The sequence below is a fragment of the Actomonas spartinae genome, from assembly GCF_051209155.1.
Lineage (GTDB): Bacteria > Verrucomicrobiota > Verrucomicrobiia > Opitutales > Opitutaceae > Actomonas.
The window spans coordinates 1,430,999-1,447,814 of the sequence record NZ_JBPJGB010000001.1 but is presented as its reverse complement, the minus strand read 5'-3'; the positions used below and the strand labels follow the sequence as shown (position 1 = coordinate 1,447,814).

Genomic DNA, 16,816 nt, shown 5'->3' with positions numbered 1-16,816 from the left:
CAACCCACTCCCGCCACTCCTTTCATGCCCCCCGTGCACGACTTTTGGGATTTGGGATTTCATCCTTTGGGATTTCCAGCGCGGACATGAACGCCACGACCACCACCCACCCGACCGCGCCGCGCTGGCACGGTCCTGGCGCGGAGCGGGTCACTTTCCGTGAGCGCTGGGGCAAGCTGTCGTGGTCGACGATGTTGTGGTCCTACCTCTATCCGCCCCGCGGGCAGCGCATCATGCCGACCATCTCCGGCATCCTGATGATCGCCGTGTCCCTGGGCATCGGCAGTGCGGCCTACAACACCTCCAACAACATCCTCTTCATCACCCTTTCGCTGCTGCTCGCCTGCCTCATCGGCAGTGGCGTGATGTCGGCCCTCAATCTCGCCAAGGTCGCCTGGCGCGTGCAGGCCGCCGCCCCTTATCGCGTCGGCCAAACCGGCACCGTCACGATCGAGCTGCGCAACCGCAAACGCCTGCTGCCCACCTACGGCCTGTGGTTCGACCTGCGCACCAAATCCGAACCGAAGGGTCACCGCCTCGTGCAACGCCACCGCCTCGATCCCGAAGGCGGCACGGCTCAACTCGACTGGGCTTGGACGCCCACCCAGCGCGGTCACGAAGTCGTTGAACTCGCCGGCGTCGGTTCGCTTTTCCCCTTTGGCTTTCTGCGCAAGGTTCTCGCCGCCGAGGTGCGCACGGAGGTGCTCGTCTGGCCGGCCGCCATCGACTACCAGAACCACGGCGTCATTGCCCCCAGCCGTCGCCAGACCGGTCACACCGTTTCCAAGCTCGGCCAGAACGGCGATCTGCTCGCGCTGCGCAAATACGCCAGCGGAGACTCGCATCGCCTCATTCACTGGAAGGCCAGCGCGCGTTTGCGGCAATTGATGGTGCGCCAGTTTTCCAGCGAACAACAGGAAGGTTATTCGCTGCGCGTCGACACCTCGGCCGAACTCTGGCCGCGGGCCGAACAGTTCGAGCTGATGTGCAGCCTGGTCGCATCCCTCGCCAGTGACCTCTTCACCAGCGGCCGGCTGGGCACCGTCGCCCTCGACCTCGATCCGGCCACCCCCGTGCGCAGTGTGCGCGACTTGGAAGTCTTTTTCGATCGCCTGGCGGAAGCCGAGCCCCGGCCGGTCAGCACCCGTCCCTCCCGCGCGCCCTTCCCTGCGACCCGCACCGGCGGCGGTGCCGGCGATCGCCTCACCCTCACCTTTGCCCCCGACGGCCCGCGTGGCGTCGCGGCCTACCTCCATGGTCAAAAAGCGGCCTCAGCTTAGTCCCGACGACCTCGGTCGCCTGCGTTGGGGCATGGGCTCGGTGCTGGCCCTGCTGTCGGTCGTGACGGTGTTCTTCATGGACATCGACGCGTGGTTGATGATGCCGGTGGTCACAATCGCGGCGATCGCCGCGGTGGTGCGGCCCGGCTGGCCGGCTCATCTGCCGGCGTTGGTCCACCGCCTCGCGTTCCCCGCCATCCTGCTGGGCTTCATCGCCGATCTCGTGCTGGCCCGCGATTACCTGCCGGCGCTCATTCGGCTCGACTTGATGTTGATCACCTACCGGCTGATCACCTACCGCCAGCGCCGCGACGACCTGCAGCTCGTGCTGTTGGGACTCTTCCTCATCATCGTCGCGGGTGTCATCACCGTGTCGCTGTCGTTCGCGGTGCAGCTACTCGCCTTTACCGCGTGCGCGTTGGTCATGATGTTGGCCGTGACTTTGGAACACGCCGACGGCGTGTCGCCGCAGCCCATCCCTCCGGGCGTGGCCCCGGCCTGGACCCGCGGGGAGTGGCGCACCTATTTTGCCCGGTGGCGGGCCGCGACCGACTGGCGCTTGGTCACACTCGGCGGTGCCGGATTCGCGACCATGGTCGTGCTCTCCGGCCTGCTTTTCCTCGCGATCCCGCGCTTCGAACTGCAGAGCAGCCTGTTCATCGACCGCCTCATCCAGCGCACGACCCGCACCGGCTTCTCGGAGAACATTCGCTTCGGCGAAGTGACCGAGATCACGCAGGACAACAGCCTCGCATTCTCCGTCGATGTGACCGACCCGACCGCCATGCCGGCGGTGCCCTACTGGCGCATGGTGGTCCTCGATGAATACACCGGCGAGGGCTTCAAGGTCTCCGACGAATTGCGCCGCGAACTCAACGGCTACCGCCCGCCACGCCGGGAGTTACAGGGCCGCAACAAGTTCACCCGCGGCGCGCCCACGTGGACGGTCTACATGGAGCCCGGCATCAGCCGCTTCCTGCCCCTGCTCGGCAACTTCTACAACATGCGCTTCACGGAGCCGCAGACCTTCACCCTCAGCGACATCCTGCGCATCGTCGCCCTGCAGCGTGACCCGCCCAAGATGTTCGCGTTCGAAGCCTGGAGCATGGACACCGGCGATCGCCTGCTCGATGCGACCTTTGCGCTGCAACGGCGCCAGCACAACACCCGCGGCGAGCGCTTCCTGGAGTCACCGACCGACGCCGCGACGCGCGAGCGACTGCGGGCCGTGCGCGAACAGATCGATCTTCCCGCCAACGCCGACGCCGCTGTTTTTGCCGATGCCGCGATTGCCTGGTTGGGCGAACAACATGCCTACTCGCTCAACAGTGCGGTGCCGGCGGGCGACGGCGACCCGCTGGTGCGTTGGCTCGAGTCGGAAGCGCCGGGGCATTGTGAATTCTTTGCCGGCGCCTTCGTGCTGCTGGCCCGCGACGCGGGCTTCCCCGCCCGCCTCGTCACCGGTTTTCACGGCGGCACCTGGAACGACTTCAGCGGCAGCTTCATGGTGCGCAATGCCAACGCGCATGCCTGGTGCGAAATCTTCGACGACGCATCCGGTTCTTGGATACGGTTCGATCCCACGCCCGGCAACCAACAGGTCGCCAATGCCACCAACGATCCGGCCGCCGGCGCGGTGGTCGCCGGTCAGCGCGACCGCGGCTGGCGAGCCTGGTTGGAGAGCCTGCGCGTGTTTTGGTATCGTCGCATCGTCGACTTCGACCTCGATACCCAGACCAGGCTGCTCGACTCGACCACCTCCTTCTTCCGCTCCGCGCGCGACCTCACCCGCGAGTGGGCCGACGCCAAGGCCGAGGCGGTGCGCGATTGGCTGCGCCAGCCCTGGAACGCGCACCGCTGGACCCCCTTCGCCGGTGTGGCGCTGCTCCTCGGCAGCGCGATCTGGTGGTGGCGGCAACACGGCCTGCGCTGGTGGTATGGGCGCAACCGTTCGGGCAAGCGCCGCGAGGTGCACCCCGTGCGTCGCCAGGCCTCCCGTTGGTTGAGCCGGGGCGAGCGTCGCCGCGATTTTGATTGGCCCGATCCCGTGCGGAACGACCTGCTACGGTTGCGCTACGGCGCGATCGAGTCCTGGCCGGATCCCGTGTCGGTTTTCCGGTCCGCCCGACAGGCACTGCGACGGGCCTGAGCGAGCGGTTCGCGCCGCGCTCACTCCGTCTGCAACTCGTGCACCTTTTCGATGATTCGACCGAGTTCGACGTCTTTGGCCGTGACGCGATTGCCGGCGTGGTGGGTCGTGAGCCGCACCTTCACCGTGTCGTAGACGTTGGTCCACTCCGGGTGGTGCTGCAGGCGTTCGGCCTCGAAGCCCACCCGCACCATGAAGGTCAGCGCTTCCGGAAAGTTGGCGAAAGTAAAGGTCTTCACGAGGGCGTCGCGGTCGTGCTCCCAGCCGGGCAACTCGACCAACACCGCGGCGAGTTCTTCATCAGTCATGGGTTTGTCGCTCATGACCCCAAACTCGCACAGGACGCTGGCAGCGTCAAAAGCACGGTCGGATCCGTCCCGCCTGCGGCCTTGTCAAAGCTGGGCGCGGCTCCCTAGCTTCGGCCCCTCCCTTCATGGCCGAACTCGACTCCACCCGCATCCCGCAACACGTTGCCATCATCATGGACGGCAATGGTCGCTGGGCCAAACAGCGTGGTTTGCCCCGCATCGAGGGGCACCGACGGGGGGTGGAGACCGTTCGTCGCACCATCGAAACGGCCCGCGAGTTCGGCATCCGCTACCTCACGCTCTACGCCTTTTCGGTCGAGAACTGGCGCCGCCCCGAGGAAGAGGTCGGCGGCTTGATGAACCTGCTGGAATACTTCCTCAAGCGCGAGACCTCCACCCTCATCAAGAACCGCGTGCGCCTGCTTACGATCGGTCGCACGGCCGACCTGCCGGCGGGCGTGCGGAAGCACCTCGAGGCGACGATCGCCGCCACCGCTGAATTCACCGAACACACCCTCGTGCTGGCCCTCAACTACGGCTCCCGCACCGAGGTGCTCGACGCCGTCCAGGCCTACGCCGCCGCCGTCGCGCGCGGCGAGGTCGACCCCGCCAAGACGACTTGGGAGGCCTTCGCGCGCTACCTCTACACCCGCGACCTGCCCGATCCCGATCTCATTATCCGCACTTCGGGCGAGACTCGCGTGAGCAACTTCCTGCTGCTGCAGGCGGCCTACGCGGAGTTCGTTTTCCTGCCGATCTACTGGCCCGACTTTTCCAAGGAAGCCTTCCACGCGGCGATCGCCGATTACCAAGGCCGCGAACGGCGATTTGGACGCACCGGCGACCAGCTGGCCCGCGCCACCACCGCCGCCGTCACCTCCTGAACCACCGTGCGTTCCCGCATCATCAGCACCATCCTCCTTTGGGCGGTCGTCGCCGGCACCGTGATCTTCGTGGGTCCGGTCGGCGCCGTCTGGCTCGTGACCGCCATCGCGGTCCTCACCCTGTGGGAATTCTTTAAACTCATCCGCCGGCTTGGGGTGGAGCCCTTCGACCGCGTGGGCATGTTGCTCGGCGGTGCCCTGTGCGTGAGCCCGCTCTACCTCGAGGAACTCAACCTCGGCAGCGGCCCGCTGCTCGCCCTCACCGCCATCGTCTTTGCCATCCGTATCCTCGGCGAACGCAGCGCGCACCAGCGCTTGGACACCCTGGCCTGGTCGCTCTTCGGTGTGGTCTACATTCCGTTCATGCTGTCGTTCCTCGCGCGGACGATCCTCATCCACACCCCGTCGCAGAACACCGGTCTGCTGCTCGCCGTCTGGGTGATCGCGGTGTCGAAGTTCTGCGACGTCGGCGCGCTGCTGTCCGGCCTCGCCTTTGGCCGACACAAAATGGCCCCGGAAATCAGCCCCAAGAAGACGTGGGAAGGCGCGATCGGCGGCATCCTCACCTCGGTGGCCGTCGGCGTCGGTTTGGTGATCAGTTTGAAAACGCAGATGCCTGCCGGCTTCACCCCGCTCATTGCCGGCCTGCTCGCCCTGCCCATCGCGGCCCTCGCCATCATATCCGATCTCGTGGAATCGATCATCAAGCGCCACACCAACGCCAAGGACGCCGGCGCCACGATTCCGGGCATCGGCGGGGTGTTCGACCTGTCGGACAGCCTCATCCTCACGTCGCCGGTCGCCTACGTGGTCTTCTGCCTGCTGTGAGTTCCCCCGCGCCTCACGCTCCCAAACGTGTCGTCCTGCTCGGCGCGACCGGCTCCATCGGCGAAAGCACCCTGCGGGTCATCGCCGCGCACCCGGAGCACCTGCAACTCGTGGGCATCGCCGCCCACCGCAATCACCAACAGCTCGCCGCCATCGCCCGCGAGCACCCGAGTGTGCGCCACGTGGCAATCTTTGACGACGAGGCCCGCGCAGCCGCCAGCTTACCCGCCGCGGTCACTTTGCACGGCGGACTGGAGGGGCTCAACGCGCTCGCCACCCTGCCCGAGGCCGACGTCGTGCTGGTTGCCATCGTCGGGGTCACCGGACTCGAACCCGCCCTTGCCGCCATCGAGGCTGGCAAAGACCTCGCCGTCGCCTCCAAAGAAATCCTGGTCATGGCCGGCAAGTTCGTCATGGCCGCCGCGCGCCGCCGCGGCATCACGCTCCGTCCGGTCGACAGCGAACACAACGCCGTCTTTCAGTGCCTCGCCGACAACCCCACCAAAGATGTCGCGAGAGTGGTGCTCACGGCCTCCGGCGGCGCGTTCCGTGACTGTTCGCTCGACCAACTCGCTCACGTCACACCGGCGGACGCCCTGCGCCACCCCAATTGGGACATGGGGCCCAAGATCACGGTCGACTCCGCGACGCTGGCCAACAAGGGGCTCGAACTCATTGAAGCCCAGTGGCTTTTCGACCTCCGCCCCGAGCAGTGTCAGGCCGTGCTCCACCCCCAGAGTCTCGCCCACTGCCTCGTGGAATTCACCGACGGAGCGATGATCACGCACCTGTGTCCCCCGTCGATGACCTTTCCGATCCAGCACGCCTTGCTGCACCCGCTGCGGCTGCCCGGGGTCGACCCGGCCCTCGACGTGCATCGCCCCTTCTCGCTCGATTTCCGGACCATCGATGAGGCGCGTTTCCCCATGCTGCGGCTTGCCCTCGACGCCATGCGTGCCGGCGGCATCGCCCCCGCCGTTTACAACGCGGCCAACGAAATCGCCGTCGCCGCCTTTCTCGCCGAACAAATCCCCTTCCTTGCGATCCCACGACTGGTCGAGCAGGTTCTCGAGCAGACCCACCATCAAGATCCTGGCGCCTTGGCCGATGTCATCCACGCCGACGCCGACACCCGGCGTCTCGCCCAAGCGCTCCTGCCCTCCTTTTCCTCTTCCTGACCCACGCCATGCCCGCGGATCTCCTCAACGCCCTGTTTTCCAACGTTTGGGCCGTCTTCCTCATCGTCATCTTTTTTGGTGGCTCGATCTTTGTGCACGAGCTCGGCCACTTCCTCGCCGCCCGCCGCCGCGGGGTGAAAGTCGCCCGTTTCTCCATCGGTTTCGGTCCGCGCATGTTCGGCTGGCGCGGTAAGGACGGGGTGGAATACCGCGTTTCCTGGCTGCCGCTCGGCGGCTACGTCCTGCTGCCCCAGCTCGCCGACATGTCGAGCATCGAGGGTGAGGCCGATTTCGAAACCAAAGACCTCCCGCCCGTCAGCTACGCGACGCGCATCATCGTCTTCGCCGCCGGCGCGGTGTTTAACCTGATCTTCGCCTTCGTTCTCGCCACCATCATCTGGCTCGTCGGCCAACCCACCACCAGCGACCAGGCGACCACCCAGATCGGTTATGTCGTGAACGAGATGCGCAACGCCGCCGACGAGGTGGTGCCCAGCCCCGCGCGCGAGGCCGGCCTCGAGGTCGGCGACACCATCCTTGCCATCGACGGCGTGAAGGTCGACGACTGGTCGGAGCTCCTCCAGACCCTCGTCACCAGCGCGGGTCGCACCGACGACGGCCGCCGCACCAACGTCTTCACCATCGAGCGTAACGGGCAGGTGCAGGACCTCACGATCTACCCGCAGATTGCCGGCGACGACGAGGTCCGCAAAGTCGGCATCATCGCCGCCTACGAGCTCATCGTGCAAAGTGTCGACCCCGATAGCGCCGCCGCCACCCTCGGACTCCAGGCCGGCGACCGCATCCTGCAGCTGGACGACGAGCGCATCCTCAACATCCAGACCTACGCCGACTATCTCGCGGCCCATCACAACCGCGCCATCGCGATGCACGTCCAACGCGAAGGTCAGGACCTCACCCTCACCCTGCCGGCCCGGCCCGATGTCGAGCAACCGGCCGAGTTGGGTCTGCGCCTCATGACCGATTCGAAGTTGGTCTACCCGACGCCGTGGGAGCAGTTCAGCAACCACGTGCACATGACCTTCCGCACGCTCGGCAGCCTCATCAACCCCCAGTCCGACATCGGCATTTCCAAACTCAGCGGACCGGTCGGCATCATTCGCGTCTTCCACCTCGCCGCGCAGGCCGACATTCGTCTCGTGCTTTGGTTCACGATCCTCGTGAACATCAATCTCGCTATCTTCAACCTGTTGCCGATTCCCGTGCTCGACGGCGGCCACATGCTCTTCGCCACGATCAACCGGCTCCGTGGCCGCAACCTGCCCGAGAGCTTCGTGATGACGACCCAGAGCGTGTTCATGGTCCTGCTCTTCAGCATGATCATCTACGTGTCCTTCTTCGACGTCGGCCGCTGGCGCCGCGACGCCGCCCGCGACGCCGCGCGCGAAGAGGCCGCCGCCGAACCGACGGAAACCACCACGCCGGCTCCCTGAGGCCGGGTCGGACCGCCGGGCCGACCGCCGCGTTTCCCAAGCCGTTTTTCCATGAGCAGCTACTGCGCTTCCCGTTTCCGCACTTTGCGCCGTCGGTCGACCGAAGTCATGGTCGGCAATGTCGGCGTCGGCGGTTCCCAACCGCTGCGCGTCCAGTCGATGACGACGACCAACACCCAGGACGTCGCCGCCACCGTCAAGCAGGCCATCGCCCTCGCCGAAGTCGGTTGTGAAATCGTGCGCGTCACCGCCCCCAACAAGGCCGCCGCCCGCGCGCTCAAGGATATCCGCAAACAGTTCAGTGCCGCCGGTTTCGCCCACGTCCCGCTCGTGGCCGACATCCACTTCCTGCCCAGCGCGGCGATGGAAGCGGTCGAGCACGTCGAAAAGGTCCGCGTGAACCCCGGCAACTACGCCGACAAAAAGAAGTTCGCCGTCACCGAATATTCCGACGCCGCCTACAACGAGGAACTCGAGCGCTTGCACGAGGCCTTCAGCCCGCTCGTCAAACGCGCCAAGACCCTTGGCCGAGCCCTGCGCATCGGCACCAACCACGGTTCGCTCTCCGACCGCATCATGAACCGCTACGGCGACACGCCGCTCGGCATGGTGGAGAGCGCGCTTGAGTTTCTGCGCATCGCCGAGGACCACGCCTTCCACGCCATCATCCTGTCGATGAAGGCCTCCAACCCGAAGGTCATGATCGAGGCCTACCGCCTGCTCGTGCAGCGCATGGCGGCCGAGAACATGCACTACCCGCTCCACCTCGGCGTCACCGAAGCCGGCGACGGTGAAGACGGCCGCATCAAGAGCGCCATCGGCATCGGCAGCCTCCTGCTCGACGGCCTCGGCGACACCATCCGCGTGTCGCTCACCGAGGATCCGGTCTACGAGATCCCGGTGGCCCAGGCTCTCGCCGCCAAAGCGAGCGCCCGTTGGAGCGAGGAAACCGTTCCGGCCGACGCTTTCCCGATCGACGCGCCCGACTCACTGGATCCCTTCCACTTCCAGCGCCGCCGCATCACCGACCTCGAACTCGCGCCCGACTGCGCCGTCGGCGTCGAACAAGCCCCCCGCGTCATCGTCCGCGCACCGTCCGTCGCCGAGCTGTCGAACTTCGCCGCCCAGCTGCGTTCGCCCGCGCTCAAGGACAACCCACCCGAGGGCCTGCTGGTCCCGGTGCAGTCGACGGAAGAACTCGATCGCCTCTCCAACGTGGCCGCCGAACTCCCCTCCGCGTTTCTCGCGCTCGAGCTCGCGGCCGCCCTGCAACCCGCCGACCTGAGCGCCACCCTCACCGCCGCGCGCGCGCCGCTCACTTTGCTGCGCACCTTCACGTCCCGTGATGGGCCCGAGCTGGCGCAGTGGATCGAGCTGACGCGCCCGCACGCCACCGTCACGCTCGCGATCGATGCGGCGGCGGCCGACTGGGCCGAACTGGCTCCGACGATCTCAACGCTGGGCCACGGCCGTATCATCGCCACCACGCACCACAAAACGACGGCGCAGCACACGATCGGCGCCTATCGGGCCGTGGCCGCCACCCTCAAGTTGCACGGCCTGGGCCTGCCACTCTGGATTCGCAACACGCCAGCCGCCCGCCTCACCGCCGAGGCCTCGTTTCTCTCCCGCCTGCTCGACGCCTCGATGCTGACCGGTTCCCTGCTCTGTGACGGACTGGGCGACCTGATCAGCCTCGAAACCGAGCCCGACGCCATCCGCGGCGTGAAACTCGCCTACAACGTCCTGCAAGGCGCCGGCGCCCGCATCACCAAAACCGAGTTTGTCGCCTGCCCTTCCTGCGGCCGCACGCTCTTCGACCTGCAGACCACGACGCAACGCATTCGCGAAAAGACCGGCCACCTGAAAGGGGTGAAGATTGCCATCATGGGCTGCATCGTGAACGGGCCGGGCGAAATGGCCGACGCCGACTTCGGTTACGTCGGTGGCGCCCCCGGCAAGATCAATCTCTACGTCGGCAAAACCTGCGTGCGTTACAATATCGCCCAAAAAGAGGCCGACGATCGATTAATCGAACTCATCCGAGAACATGGAAAATGGGTGGACCCCGAGCCCTGAATCGGGGCATCGACACACCCCCGTGACGACGCCGTAACATATGAAACACTACGGCAACGTGCGCGGAAATACCCGCCTTACCTAGGGGAATAGGCCTGTTTGTAGTGCTTGCATCCTTACGCAGATTTCGCGACTTTCGCGGCGGTTGAAACACCGCCTCGTGGCAACAGAAAAATCTCCAAAAGTTATACCCCCGGCTGTGTGAATAACTTGTGGGAAAGTTCGCCTTGAAACCCCAATTTCCATCGACGTTTATTCGTCTCTCTCCACCACGCCCCTGTCGCGCTGTTGGGTCCGCTCTTTCTCACGTTTGTCCGATCGAATTCCGCCGATCCAGGCCGCTCGCACTCATTACCCACTGGTTGTCAAAGTTTTATGATTTCCATTCTTCATCCGCTACCCCGCATTTTTGACGCCGCCCACTCCCTTTTTCCCGATTGCCGCCTCTTGGAATTCCATTGCTTCAGACGTGCGTATTGGTGGCTCATTGGCGCCTTGTGAATAAAACCGCCTAGCCGTCTGAATTAATGCCCGCACTTTCGTCGTCACTTTCGCTTTGGGAAACCGTCAAACAGGACTTCAAGGACCTGTTTCCCGACGATGTCTTCCAGCTATGGTTCGCTCCCCTCGTGTGCCTGGAGGGAGATGACGACAGCCTTACGCTCGGCGTGCCCAACGACTTCGCCGCGATCTGGATTCACGACAACTATCTGGACCTCATCGTGCAGCGCCTGCGCCTCACCTCCGGTCGCGATGTCGCGGTCCGCCTGCGCAAGAACGACACGGCGCAGGCCTCGACCGCCCGGGAAACCGCGACCGAGCAACCCGAGGCCGCCCCGCGCACCGCGCCAGCCCGCCGCAGCACGCCGCTCACCCGCCAAGGTCGTGCCCACGCCGCCGCCCATGCCGGCAACCTGAATCCCCGCAACACCTTCGAGACCTACGTCGTGGGCTCGAACAACCAGATGGCCCAGGCCGCCGCCCTCGCCGTCGCCCAGTCGCCGGCGCAGGCCTACAACCCGCTCTTCCTCTACGGGGACACCGGTCTCGGCAAGACCCACCTGATGCATGCCATCGGCCACGCCATCCTGCGCCACAAGCCCGATGCCCGCGTCGCCTACCTCTCCACCGAGAAGTTCACCAACGAGTTCATTCAGGGCCTGCAGGAAAACGCCCTCGTAAAGTTCCGCCAGCGCTACCGCAACGTCGACGTGCTCCTGCTCGACGACGTGCAGTTCCTCGGCGGCAAGGAGCGCATCCAGGAAGAGTTCTTCCACACCTTCAACGACCTCTTTGAGTCCGGTAAGCAGATCGTCCTGTCCAGCGATCGCCGCGCCTCCGAGATTGCCAAACTCGAATCCCGCCTCGTTTCCCGCTTCGAATGGGGCCTGCCGGCCGACATCCAAGCCCCCGACTTCGAAACCCGCGTCGCCATCCTGCGCACCAAGGCCAAGTCGCTCGGTCTCTCCGTCCCGTCCGACGTCCTCACCTTCATCGCGCAAAACATCTCCAAGAACATCCGCCGTCTCGAGGGTGCCCTCATCAAGGTCGCCAGCTATGCCTCCCTCACCGGCAAGCACCTCGACGTCGCGATCACCCAGGAGCTCCTCAAGGACGTGCTCATGGAGCAGGCGCAAAACGTCCTCACCATCGACACCATCCAGCGCAAGGTGGTCGACCATTTCCAAATCCGCCTGGCCGACATGACCAGCAAGCGGCGCCCCAACAACATCGCCATCCCCCGCCAGATCGCGATGTATCTCTCCCGCACGCTCACCAAGCACTCCCTGCAGGAAATCGGCGACGCCTTCGGTGGCCGCGATCACGGCACCGTCATCCACGCCTGCAAGGCCGTGGACAACATGATGGAGCAGGACACCTCCATGCGCAGCAGCATCGAGTTCCTGCGCAATCAACTGTCGCGCTAAAGCGCGTCTGGATATTCGATTCTCGATTCTGGATTTTCGATTTGCGCCCGCGGGCGATCGCCTAATCGGTTGCCGAGCACCGCCAAAAATCGAAAATCCCAAATCGAAATTCGAAAATCCCATGTCCCTTTCCTCCGAACAAACCTCCACCGTGGCCCAATGGGTCCGCGACGGCGCCAGCCTCTCGGACGTGCAAAAACGCATCCAGGAAGAGTTCGGCCTGTCCATGACCTACATGGATGTTCGCTTCCTGGTCGATGACCTCGACCTCACCCTGGTCGACCCCGCGCCCAAGGCCGACGCCAGTGACGTCTCCAAAGCCCCGCCCCCCAAACCCGCCCCCAGCCCCGTCGGCGGAGCACCGGGCGAGGACGAAGCCGCCCTCGAAGATGCCGACGCCCTGCCCGTCGACGGCAACGTCAGCCTCGAGGTCGACGCCGCCACCCTCATTCCCGGCGCCCTCGCCAGCGGTTCCGTCACCTTCAGCGACGGCGTCACCGGCAAGTGGATCATCGACAACTACGGTCGCCCCGGCTTCACCGAGATCAGTCAGGAAGGCTACCGTCCGTCACCCGAGGATTCCCAAGCCTTCATGGAACAGCTCTCCCGCGCCCTGCAGGAAAAAGGCCTCGCCTAGGAAAAAAGCTGAATACGGCGGCGAGCCGTGCCGTCCCAAGGAGGAACAGAACGACCTGAAACCCGTCTCATTCCTCATGAAAACCTCGGCCACCCGTCTTCGCCGCCTCGGCCCCGCCGCGCTCCTCTCCGCCCTCGCATTGGCCCTGGCCTTTCCTTCGATCGCCCTGGCGGACCGCGGGGGCGACCGGGATCGGGACCGCGGGCATGACCGCGACCGTCACGATCGGCACGACCGCTACGATCATCGCGACCGCAATCGTAGCCGCACCCACTACTCGTTCGGCATCGGTGTCGGATCCTACGGCGTAAACAGCTGGCACGTCGGCGTTTCCCGCGACAATTACCGCCGCTCCCCCTACTATCGCCCTTATTACCGCACGGGCTTTTACCCGGGATTCTACGTCAGCGCGCTACCGCGCCACCACCGTCGCGTGGTCTTTGATTCCACGATCTATTTCGTCGCGGACGACATTTACTACCGCCCTTACAACCGCGGTTACGTCGTGGTCGAGCGGCCGGTCATCATCGAGCGTGAACGTCCCTCCACCAAAGTGCGTTACGAAGTGACCGACGAAGGGATTGATCCGAACCGCGAGATCGGCGCTCCCGAGCCCAAACCCGCTTACCTTTCCGTCTGGCAGGATGAACAGGAGCTGCGCCTCATTGACGGCGAGTTCTTCAAGCCCACCGCCAACGGCCTCGTGTGGGTCGCCACCCCGGTCGGCGCCGTGTCCGACGTGCTCCCCATCGGCGCCCAGCCGGTCTGGCACCAGGACATCGAATACTTCCGCTTTGACGGCGTCGTCTTCCGCAAGAGCCCGGACGGCTACAAAGTCGTCGCCGCCCCCTGGAGCCGAGACGCCGGCGCAGCGAACTGACCCGGGCGATCAGCCGCCCAACATTTCGCGCAGCTTCGCTTCGTCGATCACGGGCACACCGAGCTTTTCCGCCTTCGCCAGCTTGGAACCGGCTTCGGTGCCCGCCACGACGTAGCTCGTCTTTTTACTGACGCTGCCACTCACCTTGCCGCCGGCCGCTTCGATCATTTCGCCGGCCTCGTTGCGGGTGAGCGTTGGCAGTGTGCCGGTGAGCACAAAACTCAAACCCGCGAACAAGGTGCCGCCGCCGCCCGCCGAGGGCGACTCCGGCGCCACCCCGGCCGCCAACAAATCGTCCACCATCTGGCGGTTGTAGGCATCGGCAAAGAAACCCACGATCGCTTCCGCCATCGTTTGGCCGATGCCGCTGATCACCGACTCCTTGTCCTTGATGTAAGCCTCCAGTGGCGCATCCGCCAACGAGGTCAGGTTGCCGAACACACGGGCCAGATCCTTGGCTGAAGCCGCCCCGACATTCGGTATGCCCAAGCCGTGGATAAACCGCCACAACTCGGCCGTTTTGCTGGCCTCGATCGCGGCCAAAAGCTTGTCGGTCGATTTCTCCACGCTCTTGCCCAGGGTGAGCAGGTTGTCACGAGAAAGCTGATACAGGTCGGGCAGGCGCTTCACCCAGCCGTTCTCGACCAACTGGTCGACCATCGCCCCGCCCAGGCCTTCGATATCGAGACAGGCCCGCGAGGCAAAATGGATGACCCGCCGCCGCACCTGCACCGGGCATTCCCGGTTCGGACAGCGCACCGCCACCTCGCCCTCGAGCTGAATCGCCGCGGTGCCGCAGGCCGGACAGGCGTCGGGGAACACATAGGGCACGCACTCCGGCTTCCGTTTCTCCAGATTCACGCCGATGACCGCCGGGATGATCTCGCCGGCCTTCTCCACCGCGACCGTGTCGCCCACGCGGATATCCTTGCGCGCGATCTCCGCAGCGTTGTGCAGCGTCGCGCGCGAGACCGTCGTGCCGGCGAGTTGCACCGGCTCGAGTTCGGCCACCGGGGTGAGCACACCCGTGCGCCCGACCTGAATCGTGATCGCCTTGAGCAGCGTCTCGGCCCGCTCGGCTTCAAACTTGTAGGCCATCGCCCAACGCGGTGCCTTGCTGGTCGCGCCGAGCGTGCGCTGCAGCGGAATCGAATCGAGCTTCACCACCGCGCCATCGGTGGCGTAGGCGAAACCGCCGCGGATGGAGTCGAGTTCCCGAATCGCGGTGAGCACGCCATCCGCACTCTCCGCCACCCACTGCTTTTCCACCGTCGGTAAACCCCACGCCTGCACCCAGGCATGAAACTGCTGCTGCGACTCGGGCAGGGACTCGACCGGCTCCGTGTAACCACGACCATAGAGCACGATCTCCAATTTGCGCTGGGCGACGACGCTGGCATCGAGCTGTTTGATCGTGCCGGCGGCGAGGTTGCGCGGATTCGCATAGAGCGGCAGCCCGGCCTCCTCACGCTCAGCGTTGATGCGCTGAAACTCCTCGAGGGTGAGATAGATCTCCCCGCGGATCTCAATCACCTCCGGCAGCGGCACCCCATCGGTCGCCTTCAGCTCCGTCGGTAAGGTCGCAATCGTGCGGGCATTGGCGGTGATGTCGTCGCCCTCGACGCCGTTGCCGCGGGTGACCGCCCGCACCATGCGGCCTTTTTCGTAGGTCACGCTCACGGCCAAGCCGTCGATCTTGGGCTCGACCACAAAACTCAGCTCATCGCGTTCCAGATCCCGGCCCACCCGCGCGATGAACTCGCGCATCTCGTCGTCCGAGTAGGTGTTGTCGAGACTCATCATGCGCTCGCGATGGACGTAGCTCTGAAAACCCTCCACCCGATCGTCGCCCACCTTCTGCGTCGGCGAATCGGCCGCGGCGAAAAGCGGATACTGCGCCTCCAGGTCGGCCAGTTCCTGCTTCAACGCATCGTAATCGCGGTCGGTGATTTCCGGCTCTGCCTGCCGGTAGTAGAGCTCGTCGTGGTGCGCGATTTGCGCGCGAAGTTCGGAGATGCGTTGTTCCGGATCGGTCGGGGTCATCGGGCGCTATCTGGCACCATGCTTTCCCCGTTGGCAACCGACGGACGCGCGCCGCCGCGAAGATTTGTTTCGAGCAATCGGCGATAAGCGCCCCAGCTCGAATAGGCGGTCACCGCCACCGCCGCGCCCAGCGTGTCGGCCACCCAGTCCGCCACCTCCACGAATCGCCCGGGCGTGAAACTTTGCCGAAATTCGTCGGCCATACCGTAAAGGGAAGCCCCCACCAACCCGAGCCACCAGCGCCGCGGTGGCTGGGTCCGGGCGATCAGCGTCGCCAACAGACCGAACACGCTGAAATGCGCCACCTTGTCGATGTTGATGATGTCGGGCGCCGCGACACTGCTGCCGCCCGAGGCGACAAAAACCGTGAGGGCCAAGACCAAGGGCCAGCCCCAGTGACCGCGTTGTTCAGACTCCTTTTCCGCCATGTCTACCGATCAGCTCCCTTCCTGAAATGGTCGGGCCGGGGAGATTCGAACTCCCGACCTCTTGCACCCCATGCAAGCGCGCTACCAGGCTACGCTACGGCCCGAACCGAGGAAGGAAGGGAGACCAAGCCGCATGAAACCGCTCGAAGCAAGCGGTTTTTTCCCACCCCCAGCGCGGCAGTCCGAGCCGACACAAAAACAATCCATGCGTGGCCATTTTGACCACATCGGCCTATACTTTCGCCATGAAGACGATACTCACCCCGGTCGACTTCTCCCCCGCCACGGCCCATGTGATCGATGCCGCCATCGATCTGGCTTCGGCGGTCGACGGCAAAGTGGTTCTGCTCCACGCCAATCAGCCCCCCACCGTCACGGCCGACTACGGTCTCGCGGTCGAAAACGTGCAGGAAATCATATCCGTCACGGAGAAAGCCTCCGCGCGGCAGCTCGAACACCTGCTGCGCCAACTCTCGGATCGTGGCGTCGACGCCTCCTCGGCGACGGCCTCCGGTCCTGCCGTCAGCTCCATTGTCAACAAGGCCAAGGAACTCGAAGCCGCCTACATCGTGATGGGCTCCCACGGCCACACCGCCCTCTACGACCTGCTGGTCGGCTCCACGACCCACGGCGTGCTCAAGAAAGCGCCCTGCCCGGTCCTGATCATCCCGCCCAAAGCCGAGTAGAGGCCTCCAGAGTAGAAGCATTGCTGTAGCCGGGGTCGGTGACCCCGGTTCGCG

14 protein-coding genes and 1 tRNA gene are annotated in these 16,816 nt (G+C 65.1%); 11 read left to right on the top strand and 4 right to left on the bottom strand.

Annotated features, from left to right (window positions below; genetic code table 11):
- Nucleotides 1-86: 86 nt before the first annotated feature.
- Together AC0MRV_RS05855 and AC0MRV_RS05850 are read left to right on the top strand one after the other, a co-directional pair.
- Entirely contained in the window at nt 87-1,280 is a 1,194-nt protein-coding gene (locus AC0MRV_RS05855; RefSeq protein WP_472763502.1) for a DUF58 domain-containing protein, read from the top strand.
- Nucleotides 1,255-3,429 carry a transglutaminase TgpA family protein gene (locus AC0MRV_RS05850; RefSeq protein WP_472763501.1) on the top strand — a complete coding sequence of 725 codons (2,175 nt, stop codon included), beginning with the start codon at nt 1,255-1,257 and terminating at the stop codon, nt 3,427-3,429. The genes AC0MRV_RS05855 and AC0MRV_RS05850 overlap by 26 nt, the downstream gene beginning before the upstream one ends.
- A gap of 20 nt (nt 3,430-3,449) precedes the next feature.
- Here the strand turns inward: AC0MRV_RS05850 and AC0MRV_RS05845 are convergent, their stop codons facing one another.
- Nucleotides 3,450-3,752 (bottom strand): 4a-hydroxytetrahydrobiopterin dehydratase, encoded by a 303-nt coding sequence (locus AC0MRV_RS05845; protein ID WP_472763500.1) that lies wholly within the window; start codon nt 3,750-3,752, stop codon nt 3,450-3,452.
- Between the two features lie 110 nt (nt 3,753-3,862).
- Here AC0MRV_RS05845 and AC0MRV_RS05840 point away from each other — a divergent pair, with 110 nt between their 5' ends.
- The 8 genes from AC0MRV_RS05840 (at nt 3,863) to AC0MRV_RS05805 (ending at nt 13,605) form a co-directional block, all read left to right on the top strand.
- Complete coding sequence (locus AC0MRV_RS05840; protein WP_472763499.1) at nt 3,863-4,621, top strand: isoprenyl transferase; 759 nt, start codon at nt 3,863-3,865, stop codon at nt 4,619-4,621.
- Nucleotides 4,622-4,627: 6 nt separating this feature from the next.
- Nucleotides 4,628-5,449 (top strand): phosphatidate cytidylyltransferase, encoded by an 822-nt coding sequence (locus AC0MRV_RS05835; protein WP_472763498.1) that lies wholly within the window; start codon nt 4,628-4,630, stop codon nt 5,447-5,449.
- A complete protein-coding gene (dxr, locus tag AC0MRV_RS05830) occupies nt 5,446-6,627 on the top strand; it encodes a 1-deoxy-D-xylulose-5-phosphate reductoisomerase (RefSeq protein WP_472763497.1) in 1,182 nt (393 codons plus the stop codon). Before AC0MRV_RS05835 ends, dxr begins: the two co-directional genes overlap by 4 nt.
- Nucleotides 6,628-6,635: 8 nt before the next feature.
- Nucleotides 6,636-8,081, top strand: coding sequence for an RIP metalloprotease RseP (gene rseP, locus AC0MRV_RS05825; RefSeq protein ID WP_472763496.1), 1,446 nt, complete (start codon nt 6,636-6,638; stop codon nt 8,079-8,081).
- Between the two features lie 51 nt (nt 8,082-8,132).
- Nucleotides 8,133-10,160: a (E)-4-hydroxy-3-methylbut-2-enyl-diphosphate synthase gene (gene ispG / locus AC0MRV_RS05820; protein ID WP_472763495.1), complete on the top strand. Its 2,028-nt coding sequence runs from the start codon at nt 8,133-8,135 to the stop codon at nt 10,158-10,160.
- 527 nt (nt 10,161-10,687) lie between these two features.
- Nucleotides 10,688-12,088: a chromosomal replication initiator protein DnaA gene (gene dnaA / locus AC0MRV_RS05815; RefSeq protein ID WP_472763494.1), complete on the top strand. Its 1,401-nt coding sequence runs from the start codon at nt 10,688-10,690 to the stop codon at nt 12,086-12,088.
- A 121-nt stretch (nt 12,089-12,209) separates the two neighbouring features.
- A complete protein-coding gene (locus AC0MRV_RS05810; protein WP_472763493.1) occupies nt 12,210-12,725 on the top strand; it encodes a hypothetical protein in 516 nt (171 codons plus the stop codon).
- A gap of 76 nt (nt 12,726-12,801) precedes the next feature.
- Nucleotides 12,802-13,605 (top strand): DUF6515 family protein, encoded by an 804-nt coding sequence (locus AC0MRV_RS05805; RefSeq protein ID WP_472763492.1) that lies wholly within the window; start codon nt 12,802-12,804, stop codon nt 13,603-13,605.
- 9 nt (nt 13,606-13,614) lie between these two features.
- On the opposite strand, the gene ligA is transcribed toward AC0MRV_RS05805, so the two are convergent.
- The 3 genes from ligA to AC0MRV_RS05790 form a co-directional block, all read right to left on the bottom strand.
- Complete coding sequence (ligA, locus tag AC0MRV_RS05800; RefSeq protein WP_472763491.1) at nt 13,615-15,648, bottom strand: NAD-dependent DNA ligase LigA; 2,034 nt, start codon at nt 15,646-15,648, stop codon at nt 13,615-13,617.
- On the bottom strand, nt 15,645-16,076 hold the full coding sequence (locus tag AC0MRV_RS05795) for a VanZ family protein (protein ID WP_472763490.1): 432 nt from the start codon (nt 16,074-16,076) through the stop codon (nt 15,645-15,647). Before AC0MRV_RS05795 ends, ligA begins: the two co-directional genes overlap by 4 nt.
- 27 nt (nt 16,077-16,103) lie before the next feature.
- A tRNA-Pro gene (locus tag AC0MRV_RS05790) sits at nt 16,104-16,180 on the bottom strand.
- A 141-nt stretch (nt 16,181-16,321) separates the two neighbouring features.
- Between AC0MRV_RS05790 and AC0MRV_RS05785 the strand changes: the two genes are divergently transcribed.
- Entirely contained in the window at nt 16,322-16,762 is a 441-nt protein-coding gene (locus AC0MRV_RS05785) for a universal stress protein (protein WP_472763489.1), read from the top strand.
- Nucleotides 16,763-16,816 lie beyond the last annotated feature (54 nt).